A 16,702-nucleotide genomic window follows, 5' to 3' on the forward strand; every position below is an offset into this window, starting at 1 on the left:
CCATGCGGTCGACAGCTCGGAAATGGCGTTCCGCACCGTGGGACGCCTGGCGATCGAGGAGGCGATGGAGCAGACCGGCACCATCCTGCTGGAGCCGATCGAGAAGCTGACGGTCTACTCGCCCTCGCCCAGCGCCAGCCATGTGACCTCGGCCCTGACGGCCCGGCGCGGCCAGATCCTGGGACTCGCCCCGCGCGAAGACTGGCGCGGCTGGGAGCAGATCGAAGCCTACCTGCCGCAGAGCGAGCGGCAGGGCCTGATCGCGGAACTGCGGGGCCTCACCCAGGGTCTCGGCGCCTTCGAGGCCGACTTCGACCACATGAGCGAGCTCCACGGCAAGGCGGCCGAAGAAGCGGCGCAAGGCGCGCGGCCGGGCGCGTAGAGGCGAGGGCGCGACGTTCCTCGAGCCGGACGACTTCGGCCGCGACCCAGGGGAGGATGGCCGCGGCCGGAGTCCGGTTCCTGGAGGCCCCGCGCCACGAGCCCTACGGCCGCGTTGGGGAAGGACCTCTACGGGAACAGGTGGGACCTCATTCGGCCGGTTCGGTAGCCGGCTGCTGGGCGGCCGCGATCAAGCCGTCGTCGATCGAGGTGGCGCGCTGCGAGGCCGGCCGCGCCGTGTGCCTGGCGACGTAGGCCTGGAAGGCCGGACGCGCCTCGATCGTGCCGAACTGCATGCCCCAGGCGAGGTGCGAGGCGATGTAGAGGTCCGCGGCCGTGAAGTGGCCGCCGGCCAGATGGTCACGGCCCTCGAGCGCGCCTTCGAGCGTGTTCAGCACATCGGCGGGGCAGCCGAAGCCGACCATGCCGCGCTGGTCCTGCGGCACCTCGATCCCGAGCGCGCGGAACGACGCCATCTGCTCGATCGGCCCGGCGCCGAAGAAGAGCCAGCGGTAGTAGGGTCCGCGGTCCTTGCTGCCGTGCGGCGGGGCCAGGTTCGCCTGCGGGAAGGCGTCGGCGAGATAGGCGCAGATGGCGGCGCACTCGGTCACCACGGTCCCGCCGTGGACTACCGTCGGCACCTTGCCCATCGGGTTGATCGCGAGGTACTCGGGCGACTTCGCTGCTCCGGTCTCCCACGTCATGATCTTCGTGTCGTAGGGCTGGCCTACCTCCTCCAGCATCCAGCGGACGATGCGGCCACGCGACATGGGGTTGGTGTAGAAGACGAGGTCGGACATGGGGGGCTCCTTCTGACCCGCACTAAACGCCCGGCCTGCTGACAGGGCCATGTCAGCAGCGTGGCGTCAGGCAGCGGCGGGCGCCCGAAAGACCGCGCGCCGGCGCATCCAGAGTTCGACGACGATCAGGTTCGGGATCCACGAGACCCAGGCGGTCAGCCGGTAGCCGTCCATGAAATCGAAGCCCAGCATCGGCGCGACCGGCAGGTAGAGCCGCAGCGTCACGGCCGCGAATGTCATGGCGAACGAGCGGATCATCCAGCGGCGGTGTTCGTCGAACCGCCGCGCGCGGGCGAAGCGCCAGGCCTGCGTCGTCGCGTAGATCCAGCAGACCGCCAGGAGGCCGAAGCCGAGGCCGGCGATGGGGCCGGCCGTCGAGCCGAACGACATCACCAGACCGGCCGCTCCGCCCACGATGCAGCCGGCCGCGTAGATGCGGCCCAGCCACCGGTGGAGGCCCCTGGCGCGCCGCACGGCGGGCAGGAACTGGAACATGCCGACGAGCAGCGCGGTCGCGGAGCCGAGCGCATGCACGGCCAGCCAGGGCCGCGCGAACAGGTTCCCCAGGATGTCGGGCGACACGATCGGTTGGCCCGGCAGCAGCAGGCGGTACGAGAAGATCGCGACCCCCACGCTGAGGAAGGCGGCGAGGCCCCAGGCGTTGGCGAGGGCGGTGCGGCGGGTCATGGCGGGCTCCATCGACTGTCGCGCCCACGATGCCCGGAGCCCGCGTCCGGCCAAGGGGCGGATGCGCGAACGGCGCCGTCCGCGCGCGAACGGTTCCGCCCGTTTCGCCATTCGTGGCAGAGTTCACGCGAACGAATCTTCGCACGAGACGCGATGACGACGACACCTGCCCCGTTCCGGGCCCGCCTCTGGACGCGCCTGGCCGCCGACGTCGGCCTCTGGGCCGCCATCGGTATCGTGATGGCGTTGCTCGGGCCGTTCGGTTCGTCCGAGCGGTCGCTGTTCGAGCGGGTGGTCTACTGGCAGCTCTGCATGGTGGGCGGCGGGGCGATCGGCATCGCGATCGACACGCCCGTGAGACGCCTCCTGCCGGGCTTCTGGCCGCGGTTGCTGGCCTCCAGCGCCCTGATGACCCCGCCCGTGACCATGCTGGTGGCCCTGGCCAACAACATCCTGGCCGGGATGCGGCTGACGCCGCGCCATATCGCAGAGCCGTGGTTCCAGGTGTTCGTCGTCTGCTTCGCGGCCATGTGCCTGCGCCAGCTCGTGTGGGCGGAAGCGCCGGCCGGCGCCATGGCCGCGCCCGAGGAGCCGCCGGCCGACCCGCTGGCCGCCTTCCGCCAGCGGCTCTCGGCGAAGCGACGCGAGGCCACCCTGATCGCGGTCGAGGCCGAGGACCACTACCTGCGTGTCCACACCGACGCCGGCGACGAACTCATCACCGCCCGCTTCGGCGACGCCGTGACCGAACTGGCTGGCGCGAAGGGCTTCCAGACCCATCGGTCGTGGTGGATCGCCGCCGACGCCATCGAGGACGTGAAGTGGCTCCGCGGCCGCGGCGAGGCGACGCTTAAGTGCGGGCTGAAGGCGCCGATCAGCCGGGGCAACGCCGCGGCGCTGAAGGCGGCCGGCTGGTTCTGAGCGCGGCGCGCGCCGTGTGGCCTGAACCTCGCACGACGCAGAAGGGAGCCCCGGCCGGACGCGCCACGCCTGGACGCCCGTTCGCGCTTCGTCGCTGGACAAACGCGGGCCCACCCCTTTCTCTGCGCGGATTCAGCGCTGGGGAGTGCTTCGATGCGGTTGGCTGTTCTGGTGGGCGCGGCGTTTCTGGCGGCCGCGGGCGGGGCGTATGCGCAGGTCGCCGACGGGCCGACGCGGACCTTCGGGTCGCGCGACCTCTTCGGGCTGCAGCAGGCCAGCGACCCGCAGGTCCGGCCGGACGGCGGCGCGGTCGCCTACGTCCGGGTCGCCAACGACATCATGACCGACCGGGCCGGGCGCTCGATCTGGCTGGTCGACGCGGCGAGCGGCGTGCAGACGCCGCTGGTCGTCGACGGGAACGCCAACCTCTCGCCGCGCTGGTCGCCTGACGGCTCGCGGCTGGCCTATGTCGCGGCGGGCCCGGACGGCGCGCAGCTCTACGTCCGCTGGGTGGCCTCGGGCCGCTCGGCCAAGGTCGCGACCCTGGAGCAGGCGCCGAACGACATCGCCTGGTCCGGCGACGGCAAGACGCTGGCCTTCACCATGCTGACCCTCGACGAGGGCAAGCCGCTGGGCGCGCCGATCCGCAAGCCCGAGGGCGCCAGGTGGGCCGAGCCCCTGCGCGTCATCGACCGGATGATCTACCGCGCCGACGGCGAGGGGCTGCTGAAGCCCGGCTACCGGCAGGTGTTCGCCGTCTCGGCCGACGGCGGCCAGCCGCGTCAGCTCACCTTCGGCAAGTTCGACGCCGGCGGCCCGATCGCCTTCGGCCACGACGGCCGGCAGGTCTACTTCTCGACCAACCGCGCCGAGAACTGGGAGCGCGATCCGGGCGAGGCCGAGATCTACGCGGTCGGCGTGGCCGACGGCGCGCTGGCCCGCCTCACCCACCGCGTCGGCCCGGACGGCGCGCCCGCCGTGTCCCCCGACGGCTCCAGGATCGCCTACGTGGGCTACGACGACACCCGAAAGCGTGGCTACGAGAACGTGCGCCTCTACGTCATGGACAGCGACGGGAAGAACAGCCGCGTCCTGACCGGCGGCCTCGACCGCAGCGTCGGCTCGCCCCAGTGGGCCGCCGACGGCCGGAGCGTCTACGTGCAGGTGGAGGACCAGGGTGCGACCCAGGTGGCGCGCGTCGGCCTGGACGGCAAGGTCGAGACGGTGGTGCGGGGTCTGGGCGGCGACAGCCTCGACCGGCCCTACGCCGGCGGCGCCTACTCCGTCGGCCGGGGCGGCGTTGTCGCCTTCACGCAGGGGGCGAGCGACCGTCCCGCCGACCTCGCGGTCTGGCGCGGCGGCAAGACCACCCGCCTCACCGACCTCAACGCCGACCTGCTCGCCGGCCGCGCGCTGGGCAAGGTCGAGCCTCTGGCGGTGACCTCCAGCTACGACAAGAGGCCGATCGGGACCTGGATCGTCACGCCGCCCGACTTCGACCCGTCGAAGAAGTACCCGCTGATCCTCGAGATCCACGGCGGCCCGTTCAGCGCCTACGGCCCGACCTTCGCCACCGACATGCAGCTCTACGCGGCGGCCGGCTACGTCGTGGTCTACGCCAATCCGCGCGGCTCCACCTCTTACGGCGACGAGTTCGCCAACACGATCGACCGCAACTACCCGAGCCACGACTACGACGACCTGATGAGCGCAGTGGACGCCGCCGTCGCGAAGGGCTTCGTCGATCCGAACCGCCTCTATGTGACCGGCGGCTCGGGCGGCGGCGCGCTCACCGCCTGGATCGTCGGCAAGACCGACCGCTTCCGCGCGGCCGCCACGCAGAAGCCGGTGATCAACTGGACCAGCCAGGTGCTCACCACCGACGGCTACACCTTCATGGCCGACTACTGGTTCGGGAAGATGCCGTGGGAGGACCCGCAGGGGTATTGGGCCCGCTCGCCCCTCAGCCTCGTCGGCAACGTCAAGACGCCGACCCTGGTGGTCGTCGGCACGGACGACAACCGCACCCCGCCATCCGAGGCCGAGCAGTACTTCACGGCGCTGAAGCTCCGGGGCGTGCCGACCTCGCTGGTGCGCGTGCCCGACGCCAGCCACGGCGGCATCGCGGCCCGGCCGTCGCAGTCGGCGGCCAAGGCGCAGGCGATCGTCGCCTGGTTCGAACGCTACAGGTAGCCCCGCCGCATCGCGGCGCCGGCGGGATGCCAAGGCTCCGCGAACATGGTCTATATCGAGTCAGACACGCCTGTTGTTGGGGCAGACGAGCATGACCCGGGCCTCCACGCCCCACAGTTCGATCCGCGCGGCGGGGCGCCTGGCGAACGGCTTCGCGCTCGATCTCGTGAAGCTGGGCGGGTTCGGCCGCGACGTGATCGACGGCCTGCTGCTGTGCGCCATCGCCCAGGCCAACGTGGCCCAGATTTCGCGCAGTCCCGAACTCCAGCGCCGCTACGCCGCCCTGGACCAGCCGCCGCCCGACGACCTCCGCCGCCCGGTCAGCATCAGCGCGGTCGCCAATTCGCTGCGCCTCCCGTTCGAGACGGTGCGCCGGCGGATCGCGACCCTCGTCGGGCTGGGCGTGGTGATCAGCGTCCCCAAGGGCGTCATCCTGCCGGCCGCGCCCCTCTCCTCTCCGTTCTACCGGATGAGCGCCGAGGCGCAGTACGGCCTGGTGCGCAACCTCTACGTCCGCTTGCGCGGCATCGGTCTCTGCGAAGACCTGCCCGAACCCAGCGCCCCGAGCTTCGACGCCGAGAACCCGCCACTCCGGCTGGTGATGCGCCTGTCGGCCGACTACCTCCTGCGGCTCGCCGACCCGATCACCCTCCACGTCGGCGACCTGGTCACCGGCCTGGTGCTGATGGACGTCATCCACGCCAACACCGAGCACCTGGCCGACAGCGAGGGCGGCGACGCCGACGCCGGCTGGTCGCCCGAGGCCTTCGTTCCGGACGACCGGCGCAGCCCCATCCGGCCGACCGCGCTGGCGGAACGCCTGGGCATTCCGCAGGAGACCGTCCGGCGCCATATCCAGCGCCTGCTGGACGCCGACCGATGCGAACGCAGGGAGAACGGAATCGTGGTCCCTGGCCGCATTCTGGCCCGCGAACCGTTCATCCAGTACATGATGGACAATCAGTCGCACCTGCACCGTTTGTACGCCGGATTGGCAGATTTTGGCGTTCTGACCGAGTGGAACCGCGAGATATTGTCCCTCAGGGGCGCAGCCTGACCGAAACGAGAACGCGGCTACCCCCCAAAATGGGTAGCCCTCAATTTTCCAACCGCTCCGCCATGCCTCAACCTATCGGCGTACCTCGGGGGAGGTACAGGCGCGGGGGCCGCCCATCGGGGGGTGGCGCGGTCCCCGCATCACCTGGTCGGGGCAAATGACGAGACCTCTGGAACGCGAGCTTCGTGGCGCGCCCATGACCGGGCCAGCCGAATCCGGGCGCGGTGACGGGCCGCATCCGGTCGACCGGCACGTCGGCCTGCGCATCCGCATGCGCCGCAAGGAAATGGGCGTCAGCCAGGAAAGGCTGGCCGAGTCGCTCGGCATCACCTTCCAGCAGGTGCAGAAGTACGAGCGCGGCGCCAACCGCGTGTCGGCCTCGAAGCTCTGGGAGATCGCCGCGGCCCTGAAGACGCCGGTGGCCTACTTCTACGACGGCCTGGGCGACCAGGAAGCCGCCGCCGCCCAGCGCAACGCCGCGCAGGAGTTCATGTGCTCCAGCGAAGGCATCGAGCTGATGGCCGCCTTCCCGCGCATCGCCGAGCCGGCCATCCGCCGCAAGATCGTCGAACTCGTCCGCGTCGTCGCCGACGAGGTCTGATCGCGCCGGGGCGAAATTCGAACGGCCGTTGTCGGGAACGGACTGGCGTCCGCGTCCTTGAGGGGACAGATGAACCTGCCTCCCGGAGCTTCCCGATGCGCCTCGTGACCATCCTCGTCGCCGCCACCGCCCTGGCCGCCTGCTCGCAGGCTCCGAGCGCGAAGAAGACCGACGCCGCGCCCGCGGCCGCGCCGGCCGCGCCGGCCTCGGACGCGCTGCCCGGCGACTACCGGATGGACCTCGCCCACACGAGCGTGAACTTCCGGGTCAGCCACCTGGGCTTCTCGAAGTGGACCGCCCGTTTCACGAAGATGGACGGGACGCTGAAGTTCGATCCGGCGAACCCGGCGGCGCAGAGCGTCGCGGTCACGATCGACGCCACGTCGCTGCAGACCAACTACCCGAAGCCCGCCGAGCTCGACTTCGACGCCGAGGTCGAGACGTCGTTCCTGGACGCCGCCAGGTATCCGACCATCACGTTCAGGTCGACGAAAGTGACGCCGACCGGCCCGAACACCGCCGACCTGACCGGCGACCTGACGCTGCACGGCGTCACGCGGCCGGTGACGCTGAAGGCCACCTTCAACGGCGGCTACAAGCCCAACGCCATGGATCCGGGCGGTCGCATCGGCTTCTCGGCCCAGGGCGTCTTCAAGCGCTCGGACTTCGGCATCAGCTACGGCATCCCCGCGCCCGGGACCAACCTGGGCGTCGGCGACGACGTCGAGGTGATCGTCGAGACCGAGTTCCAGATGGCCGACCCGCCGCCGGTGCAGTCCGCGCCGGCCACGCCGCCGAAAGGCTAGTAGCGGGCGGCGTTCCTGGCCACCACCGCCTCGTAGGCCGCCTGCAGCTCCGCGAGAACCGACCGGCCTCCGCCGGGCGCGCCCAGGTGCAGCACGCGCAGCTCGTCCATGAACGCCTCCCACATCGCCGGGCCGCCCGCCTCCAGCAGCTCGGCGCGGATCGAGAGTTCCTCGCTCACCGGGAGGTGGCGGCGGCCCCAGCCGCCCACCATGGCCATGATCGGCACGAGCTGGATGGCGCGCTCGGTCAGGCTGTAGATGGCCTTCTGCTTGTGGGTCGGATCGTCCGCGCGGCTGATCATCCCCTGCGCCATCAGCTTCTTCAGCCGGTCGGCCAGGATGTTCGAGGCGATCCCCTCCTCCGACTTCCCGAGCAGCTCGCGGAAGTGGCGGCGGTTGCCGAACATCAGGTCGCGCAGGACCAGCAGGCTCCACCGGTCGCCCAGGATCTCCAGCGTGAGGTTGATCGGGCACCCGGAGCGAAGCGCGTGGGACTCGGCCATGACTGATTGCATATTCGCACTGGTTGCTGCGAACGCAACTTCGTTCGTTTCGGGCGGAGCGTCCGGGGACGCCCCTCTCCTTACGCCAGCTTGCCCGTCGCCGACGCCGGCTCGCCCTCGGCGACGAGGTCGGCGGCGGCGGCCAGCCTGCGCAGCGTCTCGGCGTGGCTGGCGCGGCTGATGCCATAGCCCAGCAGCAGCGCCGTGGCCGTGCCGTAGAGCACGATCTGCGTCGGCACATAGACGTGGCCCAGCGCCGAGAGGATGGAGGCGTCGACGGTCCCCGGCTTCGCGCCCGTCGGGAAGTTGATCGTCGAGATGATCAGGCCCGAGGCGAAGATGCCGAAGCCGGTCGTGGACTTCGAGGCGAACGCGATGGCGGCGAAGAACACGCCCTCCTGCCGCCGTCCGGTCTTGAGCTCGGAATCCTCCACCACGTCGGCGATCATAGAGGAGAAGAGGATGTTGGCGACGATCCCCAGGCCCACCGCGAAGATGTTGGTGATGAAGGTCGTGACGAAGAGCGTCTGCGTGCCGTTCTCCGGCCAGAGGCCCATCAGCCGCAGCACGATCGGTCCGATGGCGAAGGCGAGCCCCACGGGCAACAGCACCATGGCGACGGTGCGCTTCTCGAAGCGGGCCGCGAGGCGCGGCGCGAGCAGGAAGGCCAGGATCGCGGCGGTCAGGCTGGAGAAGGTGAAGAGACCGATCTGCAGCGCGCTGAATTCCCAGAAGTAGGTCGAGAAGTAGAGGTTGATCGCGAAGCCCAGGCCGATGCCCGCGTAGAGGAAGAAGGCCGAGAGCAGGATGAAGGCGAAGTTCCGGTTGGCCATGGTGCCCACGAACTCGCGGGCCAGCCGGCCCAGGGTCACCCGCTGCTGCGGCGGATCGCGCAGGTAGGGGATCTGCCGGTGCGTCCCGATGGACGTGACCAGGATCGCGAACAGCATGAGGCCGCCGGCGAAGAGGCCGTAGTTGGCGTAGCCCTGCGGGTTGAGCTGGCCCACGGAGTACTCCGACGTCGGCTTCAGGAAGACGAACAGCGCCAGGCCGTACATCGCCAGCCCGCCCACCCAGCCGAACAGGTAGCGGTAGGCCAGGATGCGCGTGCGCTCGTCGTACTCGGTGGTCAGCTCGGCGGCGAGCGCGGCGGACGGGATCTCGTAGCAACTGATGAAGCTGCGGATCAGCACGGCGGCCGCGAACAGGAAGATCAGGAGCTGTGCGTGCCCGAGCCCCGCGGGCGGGTTCCAGAGCAGCGCGTAGGAGACGGCCACCGGGATCGCCGCGCCGTACATCCACGGGTGCCGGCGGCCCCACTTCGAGCGGGTGTTGTCCGAGAGCTGGCCCACGATCGGGTCGACGAAGGCGTCGAGGATCAGCGCCAGCATGATCGCGAAACCCACTTCCTTCGCCGGCAGCCCCAGCACCTGGGCGAAGAAGAAGGCGAGGAAATAGGAGAAGCCGTTGTCCTTGACCCCGAAGGCCACGCTGCCGAAGCCGTAGAAGATGCGGGTGGGCAGGCTGAGGCGTCGCGCATGGGCGGGCGCCGCGAGGTCGGTGGGCAAGGGGCGATCCTCCGGATTTCGCGGCTTTCCGCCGTCTGGCCGTTGGTGCAACGTGGACGGGGCGCCGGGCGGCGTCAATCCGGTTTGAATGTCCGGTACGACACACGGATATCAGGCGCCTCGGCTATACGTTTGAGTATCTGGTATCATCCACACGACGACGAGGCGGGAGGCGAGCGATGAGGTTTTTCAGCAAACGGATGAGCCTGGGCCTGATCCTGGGGCTCATCGTGACGACGGCGGCCGCGGCGCAGGCGCCGACCGTCCCGAAGCGCAACCCGGCCGATCCGGCCACCTGGCCCACCGGCCGCGCGGCCCAGTACCAGGCGCCGGACGACGTCGCGTTCAGAAGCGTGAGCATCCTCAGCGAAGGCGTGCGCCTGCACGGCGAGATGTTCACGCCCAAGGCCAGGGTGGGCCAGAGGCTGCCGACGATCGTGATGGCGCACGGCTGGGGCGGCACCGCCTCGGGCTTCCGCGCCGACGCCGTGCAGCTCGCCCGGGCGGGCTACCAGGTGCTGACCTTCGACTACCGGGGCTGGGGCGAGAGCGACAGCCGGGTGATCCTGACCAGGCCACAGCCGACCCTGCCGCCCGGCCGCCGCTTCACCGCCGAGGTCGAGGCCGTGCGCGGCTACGTCGACCCGTCCGAGCAGACCCAGGACTGGTTCAACGTCCTGGACTGGGCGGCCGCCGACCCGGGCGTCGATCCCGACCGCATCGGCATCCGCGGCTCCAGCTTCTCGGGCGGCATCGTAGTCTATGTGGCCGCGCGCGACGAGCGCGTGAAGGCGCTGGTCAGCCAGGTGGGGTCGGTGCCCTCCAGCCCGCCGCCCGGCGCGCCGAACCCGACGGCCGCCGGCGCCCGCGCCCAGGCCGCCAGGATGGCCCGCGGCGAGGTCGGCTATCCCGAACCCGGCGCGCAGGTCGTCGGCGCCCTGATCGGCGCGCCCATCGGCGACAAGTTCCTGCGCTGGACCCCGGGCGACGACGCCCAGGATGTGCGCGCCGCCAGCCTCTTCATCATCGCCGAGAAGGAGGAGCTGTTCGACAACCGCCCGAACGCCATCCTGGCGAGCACGCGCGTGAAGGGCCCGGTGAAGCTGGTCACGCTCCCCGGCATCGCCCACTATGGCGTCTATGGCGAGAAGCGCGAGGAGGCGGTGAACCTCGCGATCCAGTGGTTCGACCAGTACCTGAAGTAAGTCGCGGCCCGTTCAGGAACGTCATCCCCGCCCCCGCCATGGCGTTCGGTTGGCTCAGGTCGCGGCGGGCGAGGCCAGGCCCTCGAACAGCGGCCGGACGTAGTGGGCCACCACCGCGTCCGCCGCCATGCCGGGCGTCCAGTAGTGCAGTTCCGCCGCGGCGTTGATCGCCGAGCTGATCACCTGCGAGGCGATGTTGACGTCCACCGGCGCGACCGAGCCGTCGGCGATCCCGTCGCAAAGGATCGAGGCCAGCCGGTACGACAGCCGGTCGAACCGCTGCAGCAGGCCGAGCCGGATCGGCTCCGGCACCGCCGTCAGCGCCGAGGTGCGCAGCAGCGGCGCCGCGCCGCTCATCTGGTGCTCGATCAGCGCCGAGACCGCCGAGACCAGCACCTCCAGGCCCGATCCGCCGGCCCGCTCCGCCGCGTGGATCGCGCGCCACATCAGGTCGAAGGTGCGCTGGAAGCAGGCGACCACCAGCTCGTCCTTGGTCTCGTTGTGGTGGTAGAACGCGCCCTTGCTGACGTTCAGCCGGGCGGAAATCCGCTCGACCGAGGCGCCGTGATAGCCCTCATCGTTGATCAGGTGGGTGGCGGCGCGCAGGAACTGCTCTGACGACGAGGTGGCGATCGGCGCGTCGGCGCGCGACAGGTCCAGCGGCTTCGGCTGCGGCCACGCCGCCCCCTTCGCCATCAGGCCGCGGGTCAGGATCGCGGCCATCCGGTCGGCGGTTCGCGGGAAGTCGGCGCACTCGGCCTGGTGCTGCCAGGCGCAGATCCAGAACACCTGGCTCAGCAGCGCGTGCGCGCGGGCGTTGCGGTGCAGCCGTGGCAGGTCGCCCTTGCCGGCCAGGAGGCCGCGGAAGGCGCGGTACATCCCGACATAGGCGTCGTTGACCGGCTCGCAGTTGAGCGCGCGCACGTCGTTGAACACAGGCAGGCGATCGGCCTCGCCCAGGTCGACCCGCCGGGCATGGGCGAAGTAGCCGCGGATGAAGGCGGAGAGGCGCGCCTCGGGCGTCGGCTCGCCCGCAGCGGCAGCGATCAGGTCGCCATACGCCTCGACGCCCTTCAGGAAGGCGGCGGCGGCCAGGTCTTCCTTGTTCCTGAAGTAGTAGATGACGCCGGTGGGCACGAGGTCGAGACGGGCGGCCACGTCGCCGAGCGTCATGCCGCGCACGCCCTTTCGGTTCATCTCCTCGACGGCGGAGCGGACGATGGCGCCGCGCCTGGCCTCGTAGCGGCGCGTCGGCCGCCGCGCTGCGGGTTCGTCGCCGCCGGCCTCGCCGTCGCCGCCCGCGTCATGGCCCGTCATTGACATGTCACGCTTCTACCGAAAAAGCGCTGCGGTCTCCATCACCCCCTGCCGCAGGGTCATCCGGCGGCGCGTCGAGTTGTCGGCGGCCCCGGCGCGCGGTTAGGTGGCGCGTGCGTCGCGTCGGAGGTTCGTATGCTGCTGGAAGGCCTGAAGGTCGTGGAGATGTCCACCTGGGTGGCGGGGCCCAGTTGCGCCGCGGTGATGGCCGACTGGGGCGCCGAGGTCATCAAGGTCGAGAGCCCGATGGGCGACGTCACCCGCACCTTCTTCCCCAACCCCGCGAACGGCCAGAGCCCGATCTACGCTAACGAGAACCGCGGCAAGAAGGGCGTCGTGCTCGACACGACGAAGCCCGAGGGCCGTGCGGCCCTGAAGCGGCTGCTCGAGGACGCCGACGTCTTCGTCACCAACACGCGGCCGGGCTCGCTGACGAAGATCGGCCTCGACTACGACAGTCTCAAGGGCGCCTTCCCCAGACTGATCTACGCCGCCGTCACCGGCTTCGGCCTGACCGGCCCCTGGGCCAACGAGGGCGGCTTCGACATCACCGCCTTCTGGGCCCGCAGCGGGGTCGCGCGCGCCACCATCCCGACCGACCAGGAGCCCTTCCCGTCCCGCCCGGGTTTCGGCGACCACGTGACGGCGATCACGACCGTGGCCGGCATCCTGGCGGCGCTGCATGAGCGGCACTCGACCGGCAAGGGCCGCCTCGTGGAGACCAGCCTGCTGCGCGCCGGCAGCTACGCGATCAGTTGGGACCTGGCGCTGCAGCTCTACTACGGCGAGGTGCAGACCGCGGGCCCGCGCGACGACCGTCCCGTGGCGATTTCGGGCTTCTTCCGCACCAAGGACGACCGCCACCTGGTGATCGTACCCAAGAACGTGAACTGCTTCACCAATGTGATGATCGCCATCGACCGCCCCGAAGTGGTGGCCGATCCGCGCTTCGAGATCCCGATGCTCGACATGGACATCGTCCGCGAGGCGCGCGCGATCTGCGACGAAGGCTTCGCCCGGTTCACGCTGGAGGAGATCGGCGAGCGGCTGAACGAACTCGACGTGGCCTGGGGCCCGCTGGGCACGCTGGCCGAACACGCCGCGTCCGAGCGCGCCGAACTCGCCGGCTGCTTCGTGGAGCTGGAGGACGGCCTCGGCGGCAGGTTCCGCGGCGCCGCGACGCCGGTGCGGTTCCCGGAGGGCGCGCCGGCCGTGGGCCGCCACGCGCCGGCGCTCGGCGAACATACGCGCGAGGTTCTGGAGGCCGCGGGCCTCACCCCCGACGAGATCGCCGCGATCCTGTAGGGCACACGCCTGGCCGCAATGCGCTCCGCCGCCGGACAGAACGGGCCGCGCAGGGTCAGCCGCGCGGCCCGAGGTCGAGGAAGGAGAACGCCCCGGAAGGGCTGAACCCATTGGCGCCCCCTCGTGGCGGGCCGGCAACGACGGTGGCGTCAGGCGGTCGAACTTCCCGCCGATCGCCCAGGATCGCGGCAGCACCGCGCCGCGGCGCCCGGTTTTGCGGCTAGCGGGTGCCGTACATGCGGTCGCCCGCGTCGCCCAGCCCCGGCAGGATGTAGCCGTGGTCGTTCAGCCGCTCGTCGACCGCCGCCGTCCAGACCTTCACCGCGGCGTGGTGGCCCTGGAACTTCGACAGTCCCTCCGGAGAGGCCAGCAGGCAGGCCATGCGGATATCCTTCGCGCCGGCCTCCAGCAGGCGGTCGACCGCGGCGATGGCGGTGTTTCCGGTGGCGAGCATCGGGTCGATCACGATCACGCTGCGGTCGGCGAGATCGGCCGGCGCCTTGAAATAGTATTCCACGCAATTGAGCGTCGCCGGGTCGCGGTAGAGGCCGATGTGGGCCACGCGAGCCGCCGGGACCAGGTCGAGCATGCCGTCCAGCATGCCCATGCCCGAGCGCAGGATCGGCGCGAACACCAGCTTCTTGCCCGCCAGCATCGGGGCCCGCATCGCGGTCAGCGGCGTCTCGATCTCCACCTGCTCCAGCGGCAGGTCGCGGGTGACCTCGTAGGCCAGCAGCGAGCCGATCTCCTTCAGGAGCTGGCGGAAGCTCTTGGTCGAGGTGTCCTTCTTCCGCATCAGGGTCAGCTTGTGCTGCACCAGCGGGTGGTCGACGACGGTGACGCCCTTGATGGCCCGAGCCATGCGCAAGTCCCTCTAGAAAACCGTGCCGTCGGAGATGACGGCGATGGGCGGGCCCGCGTCGGCCCGCTTCTCCCGGGCGATGCGCCGGCCCGCGGCCCACGACCCGCCCTCCAGCACCCGCGCCAGCGGGAACGCTGCGGCGCTGACCCCCAGCCGCGCGCGGACCAGCGGCGCGAGCCTGTCGAGCAGCGCCACGGTCAGGGACCGCCAGCCCACGACCAACGGCCCGTCGACGGGATGCGCGCGGCCGGCGTCGGCCGGATCGGCCAGTTGCAGGACGCCGGTGTCCACGAAGAGGCCCCCGTTGCGGTATTCCGCGAGGCCCGTCAGCCCGTCGACGTCGACGACCTCGATCCCCGCCGCCTCCAGCGGCTCGATCAGCGAATAGCTCATCCACTGGCTGAGCTTGTGCAGCGGCACGTAGCCGTCGACGGCCGGGTGGGTCCAGCAGTCGCCGAGCGGCCGCCCGCCCAGGCTCAGGCGGCCCGGCCAGATCGGCCCCAGCGCCTGGAGCAGCACCTCCAGGATCACCGGGGCGCGCAACCGCCCGCCCTCGGCGTGCTTGCTCATGACATCGAACAGCGCGCCCGGCCGGCCCACCGCGTCGCCCAGCCGGCGCAGCAGTTCGGCGCGGCCTTCGAGGCCTACCAGCGGGTTGTCGTCGCGGACCTGGAACGCCTGCGCGATCATCGCGGCGTCCACCTTCGCCAGTCCGTCGGCGCGCAGCGGATCGGCCGGATCGGCCGACAGCGCCCCCGACTGAAAGAGCCGCAGCGACGCCACGCCCAGACCCTCGGATCGCCCCAGCACCGCGCCGGTGGCCGCGTCGCAATAGCGCCACGCCGCGCCTGCGCCGGCGTCCAGCAGCACCGAGGGGATCACCAGGTCGAAGGCGGCGCGGCCGAGCTCCTTCGGGTCTGCCGGCTTCTCCGCCTCGGCCCACAGGTCGCGGCCCTCCACGACGAAGTGCCGCCAGCGGGCGTGGAACGGCACGTCGAGGTCCGGATAGTTGGTCCGCACCGTCTCGACGGTGAGGTCGGCGGCGATCTCCAGCCGGTCGAGGTCCAGCCGCCACTCGGCGAGCCTCCCCGCCTCGGCCAACGCCAGCATCTCATGCGCCCGCTCGCGCACGGCCGCCGCGGTGAGCAGGCGGCGGGCTTCAGCAGCTTCCGACAACTAGAATTCCTTGAGGTCGCGGCCGACGGTCTTCCGGAGGTCGTCCTCGCTCGGCGCGCCCTCCGGCGTGAAGTAGCCCGCGGCCTTCTTGGCCTCCATCTCCACCGAGGCGTCGGGCGGGACCAGGTCGTCGGGGATCGGCACGCGCTCGCCGATCTCGACGCCGCCGTTCACCAGCGCGTCGTACTTCATGTTGGACATCGACACGAACCGGTCGATCCGGCGGATGCCCAGCCAGTGGATCACGTCGGGCATCAGTTGCTGGAAGCGCGCGTCCTGCACGCCCGCCACGCACTCGGTCCGCTCGAAGTAGGTGGCCGCCTGGTCGCCGCCCGGCTGGCGCTTCCTGGCGTTGTAGACGAGGAACTTCGTCACCTCGCCCAGCGCCCGGCCTTCCTTGCGGTTGTAGGCGATCAGCCCTGTGCCGCCGGCCTGGGCCTGCCGCGTCGCCTCCTCGATGCCGTGGGTGAGGTAGGGCCGGCAGGTGCAGATGTCGGAGCCGAAGACGTCCGAGCCGTTGCACTCGTCGTGGACGCGGCAGGTGAGCGGAACGCGCGTGTCGCCCAGCTTCGTCGCGTCGCCGAAGATGTAGAGCGTGATGCCCCCGATCGGCGGCAGGAACACCTGCATGTCGGGCCGGGTGACCAGCTCGGGATACATGCCGCCGGTCTGCTCGAAGAGGGTGCGGCGCAGCGTCTGCTCGTCCACGCCGAAGCGGGCGGCCACGCCGGGGAGATGCCAGACCGGGTCGATGGCCGCCTTGGTCACGGCGACGTCGCCGCTGTCGTGCAGCACCTTGCCGTCGGGCTTCAGCCGGCCCTTGCGGACGGCCTCGTGGATCTCGGGCAGGTCGATGCGCGCGCGGGTGACCGCGATGGTCGGGCGGATGTCGACGCCCTCGGCGATCTCGGGCGCGAAGTCCTCGGCGATCCGGGCGCCCCAGGGGTCGATCGAGACGATCTTGCCGGGCTCGCGCCATTGCGGATGCGGGCCCAGCGCCACCACCGGATGGGTGTTCACCAGCTCGGGCCGGACCATCGGGTCCATAGCGCCCGAGGCCACCGCGAGCGCGCGGTAGACGGAATAGGCGCCGCCGTGCGCGCCGATGGCGTTGCGGTCGGACCCGGCGTTGGCGGTGGCGACCACGGGGCCGCGCTCACGGGCGGTCGCGGCGTCCCAGTGCAGCGGAAAGCGGCTCGCGGTCCCGGCGCCCGGGTGCGAGGTCAGACGGATGTGGGATGTCCTGTTGCCGGACATGCGTGGCGTGACCTCCAGAGTCGAAAAGGCCCTGCCCGGTTTTCGCCGGCGCAGGGCCTTTGA

General features: G+C 70.9%; 15 protein-coding genes and 1 pseudogene. 8 read left to right on the forward strand and 8 right to left on the reverse strand.

All coding sequences use genetic code 11. The annotated features are described in order from the left end of the window. A pseudogene (locus JNL41_RS21015) lies at positions 1 to 382 on the forward strand (elongation factor G); the annotation flags it as partial. 148 nt (positions 383 to 530) lie between these two features. Here the strand turns inward: JNL41_RS21015 and JNL41_RS21020 are convergent. Continuing rightward, positions 531 to 1,181 (reverse strand): glutathione S-transferase family protein, encoded by a 651-nt coding sequence (locus JNL41_RS21020; RefSeq protein WP_293478134.1) that lies wholly within the window; start codon positions 1,179 to 1,181, stop codon positions 531 to 533. A gap of 66 nt (positions 1,182 to 1,247) precedes the next feature. Next, the gene (locus JNL41_RS21025) at positions 1,248 to 1,868 is read right to left on the reverse strand and encodes a DUF2306 domain-containing protein (protein ID WP_293478135.1); all 621 of its coding nucleotides are present in this window, start codon (positions 1,866 to 1,868) and stop codon (positions 1,248 to 1,250) included. Positions 1,869 to 2,021: 153 nt separating this feature from the next. Here JNL41_RS21025 and JNL41_RS21030 point away from each other — a divergent pair, with 153 nt between their 5' ends. The 5 genes from JNL41_RS21030 (at position 2,022) to JNL41_RS21050 (ending at position 7,446) form a co-directional block, all read left to right on the forward strand. Next, on the forward strand, positions 2,022 to 2,789 hold the full coding sequence (locus JNL41_RS21030; RefSeq protein ID WP_293478136.1) for a LytTR family DNA-binding domain-containing protein: 768 nt from the start codon (positions 2,022 to 2,024) through the stop codon (positions 2,787 to 2,789). A gap of 153 nt (positions 2,790 to 2,942) precedes the next feature. Next, positions 2,943 to 4,982 carry a S9 family peptidase gene (locus tag JNL41_RS21035; RefSeq protein WP_293478137.1) on the forward strand — a complete coding sequence of 680 codons (2,040 nt, stop codon included), beginning with the start codon at positions 2,943 to 2,945 and terminating at the stop codon, positions 4,980 to 4,982. Between the two features lie 91 nt (positions 4,983 to 5,073). Then, a complete protein-coding gene (locus JNL41_RS21040; protein WP_293478138.1) occupies positions 5,074 to 6,039 on the forward strand; it encodes a hypothetical protein in 966 nt (321 codons plus the stop codon). Between the two features lie 196 nt (positions 6,040 to 6,235). Then, on the forward strand, positions 6,236 to 6,640 hold the full coding sequence (locus JNL41_RS21045) for a helix-turn-helix transcriptional regulator (RefSeq protein WP_293478139.1): 405 nt from the start codon (positions 6,236 to 6,238) through the stop codon (positions 6,638 to 6,640). Between the two features lie 95 nt (positions 6,641 to 6,735). Then, positions 6,736 to 7,446 carry a YceI family protein gene (locus JNL41_RS21050; RefSeq protein ID WP_293478140.1) on the forward strand — a complete coding sequence of 237 codons (711 nt, stop codon included), beginning with the start codon at positions 6,736 to 6,738 and terminating at the stop codon, positions 7,444 to 7,446. On the opposite strand, the gene JNL41_RS21055 is transcribed toward JNL41_RS21050, so the two are convergent. Together JNL41_RS21055 and JNL41_RS21060 are read right to left on the reverse strand one after the other, a co-directional pair. Then, positions 7,443 to 7,949 (reverse strand): helix-turn-helix domain-containing protein, encoded by a 507-nt coding sequence (locus JNL41_RS21055; RefSeq protein WP_293478141.1) that lies wholly within the window; start codon positions 7,947 to 7,949, stop codon positions 7,443 to 7,445. The genes JNL41_RS21050 and JNL41_RS21055 overlap by 4 nt on opposite strands. A gap of 80 nt (positions 7,950 to 8,029) precedes the next feature. After that, positions 8,030 to 9,517, reverse strand: coding sequence for an MFS transporter (locus tag JNL41_RS21060; RefSeq protein WP_293478142.1), 1,488 nt, complete (start codon positions 9,515 to 9,517; stop codon positions 8,030 to 8,032). Between the two features lie 179 nt (positions 9,518 to 9,696). Between JNL41_RS21060 and JNL41_RS21065 the strand changes: the two genes are divergently transcribed. Next, entirely contained in the window at positions 9,697 to 10,722 is a 1,026-nt protein-coding gene (locus tag JNL41_RS21065) for an alpha/beta fold hydrolase (RefSeq protein ID WP_293478143.1), read from the forward strand. Positions 10,723 to 10,776: 54 nt separating this feature from the next. Here the strand turns inward: JNL41_RS21065 and JNL41_RS21070 are convergent, their stop codons facing one another. Then, positions 10,777 to 12,045 (reverse strand): TetR/AcrR family transcriptional regulator, encoded by a 1,269-nt coding sequence (locus JNL41_RS21070; RefSeq protein WP_293478144.1) that lies wholly within the window; start codon positions 12,043 to 12,045, stop codon positions 10,777 to 10,779. A gap of 129 nt (positions 12,046 to 12,174) precedes the next feature. Here JNL41_RS21070 and JNL41_RS21075 point away from each other — a divergent pair, with 129 nt between their 5' ends. Beyond that, a complete protein-coding gene (locus JNL41_RS21075; RefSeq protein ID WP_293478145.1) occupies positions 12,175 to 13,344 on the forward strand; it encodes a CoA transferase in 1,170 nt (389 codons plus the stop codon). A 220-nt stretch (positions 13,345 to 13,564) separates the two neighbouring features. On the opposite strand, the gene upp is transcribed toward JNL41_RS21075, so the two are convergent. Genes upp through JNL41_RS21090 form a run of 3 tightly spaced genes read right to left on the reverse strand, consistent with a single transcriptional unit; the run spans position 13,565 to position 16,639 of the window. Next, the gene (upp, locus tag JNL41_RS21080; RefSeq protein ID WP_293478180.1) at positions 13,565 to 14,194 is read right to left on the reverse strand and encodes a uracil phosphoribosyltransferase; all 630 of its coding nucleotides are present in this window, start codon (positions 14,192 to 14,194) and stop codon (positions 13,565 to 13,567) included. Between the two features lie 24 nt (positions 14,195 to 14,218). Continuing rightward, positions 14,219 to 15,382: a DUF1688 family protein gene (locus tag JNL41_RS21085; protein WP_293478146.1), complete on the reverse strand. Its 1,164-nt coding sequence runs from the start codon at positions 15,380 to 15,382 to the stop codon at positions 14,219 to 14,221. Continuing rightward, complete coding sequence (locus tag JNL41_RS21090; protein ID WP_293478147.1) at positions 15,383 to 16,639, reverse strand: GTP cyclohydrolase II; 1,257 nt, start codon at positions 16,637 to 16,639, stop codon at positions 15,383 to 15,385. Positions 16,640 to 16,702: the final 63 nt, after the last annotated feature.

Origin of the sequence: Phenylobacterium sp. (genome assembly GCF_016793285.1) — a bacterium.
Taxonomy (GTDB): Bacteria; Pseudomonadota; Alphaproteobacteria; order Caulobacterales; family Caulobacteraceae; genus Phenylobacterium.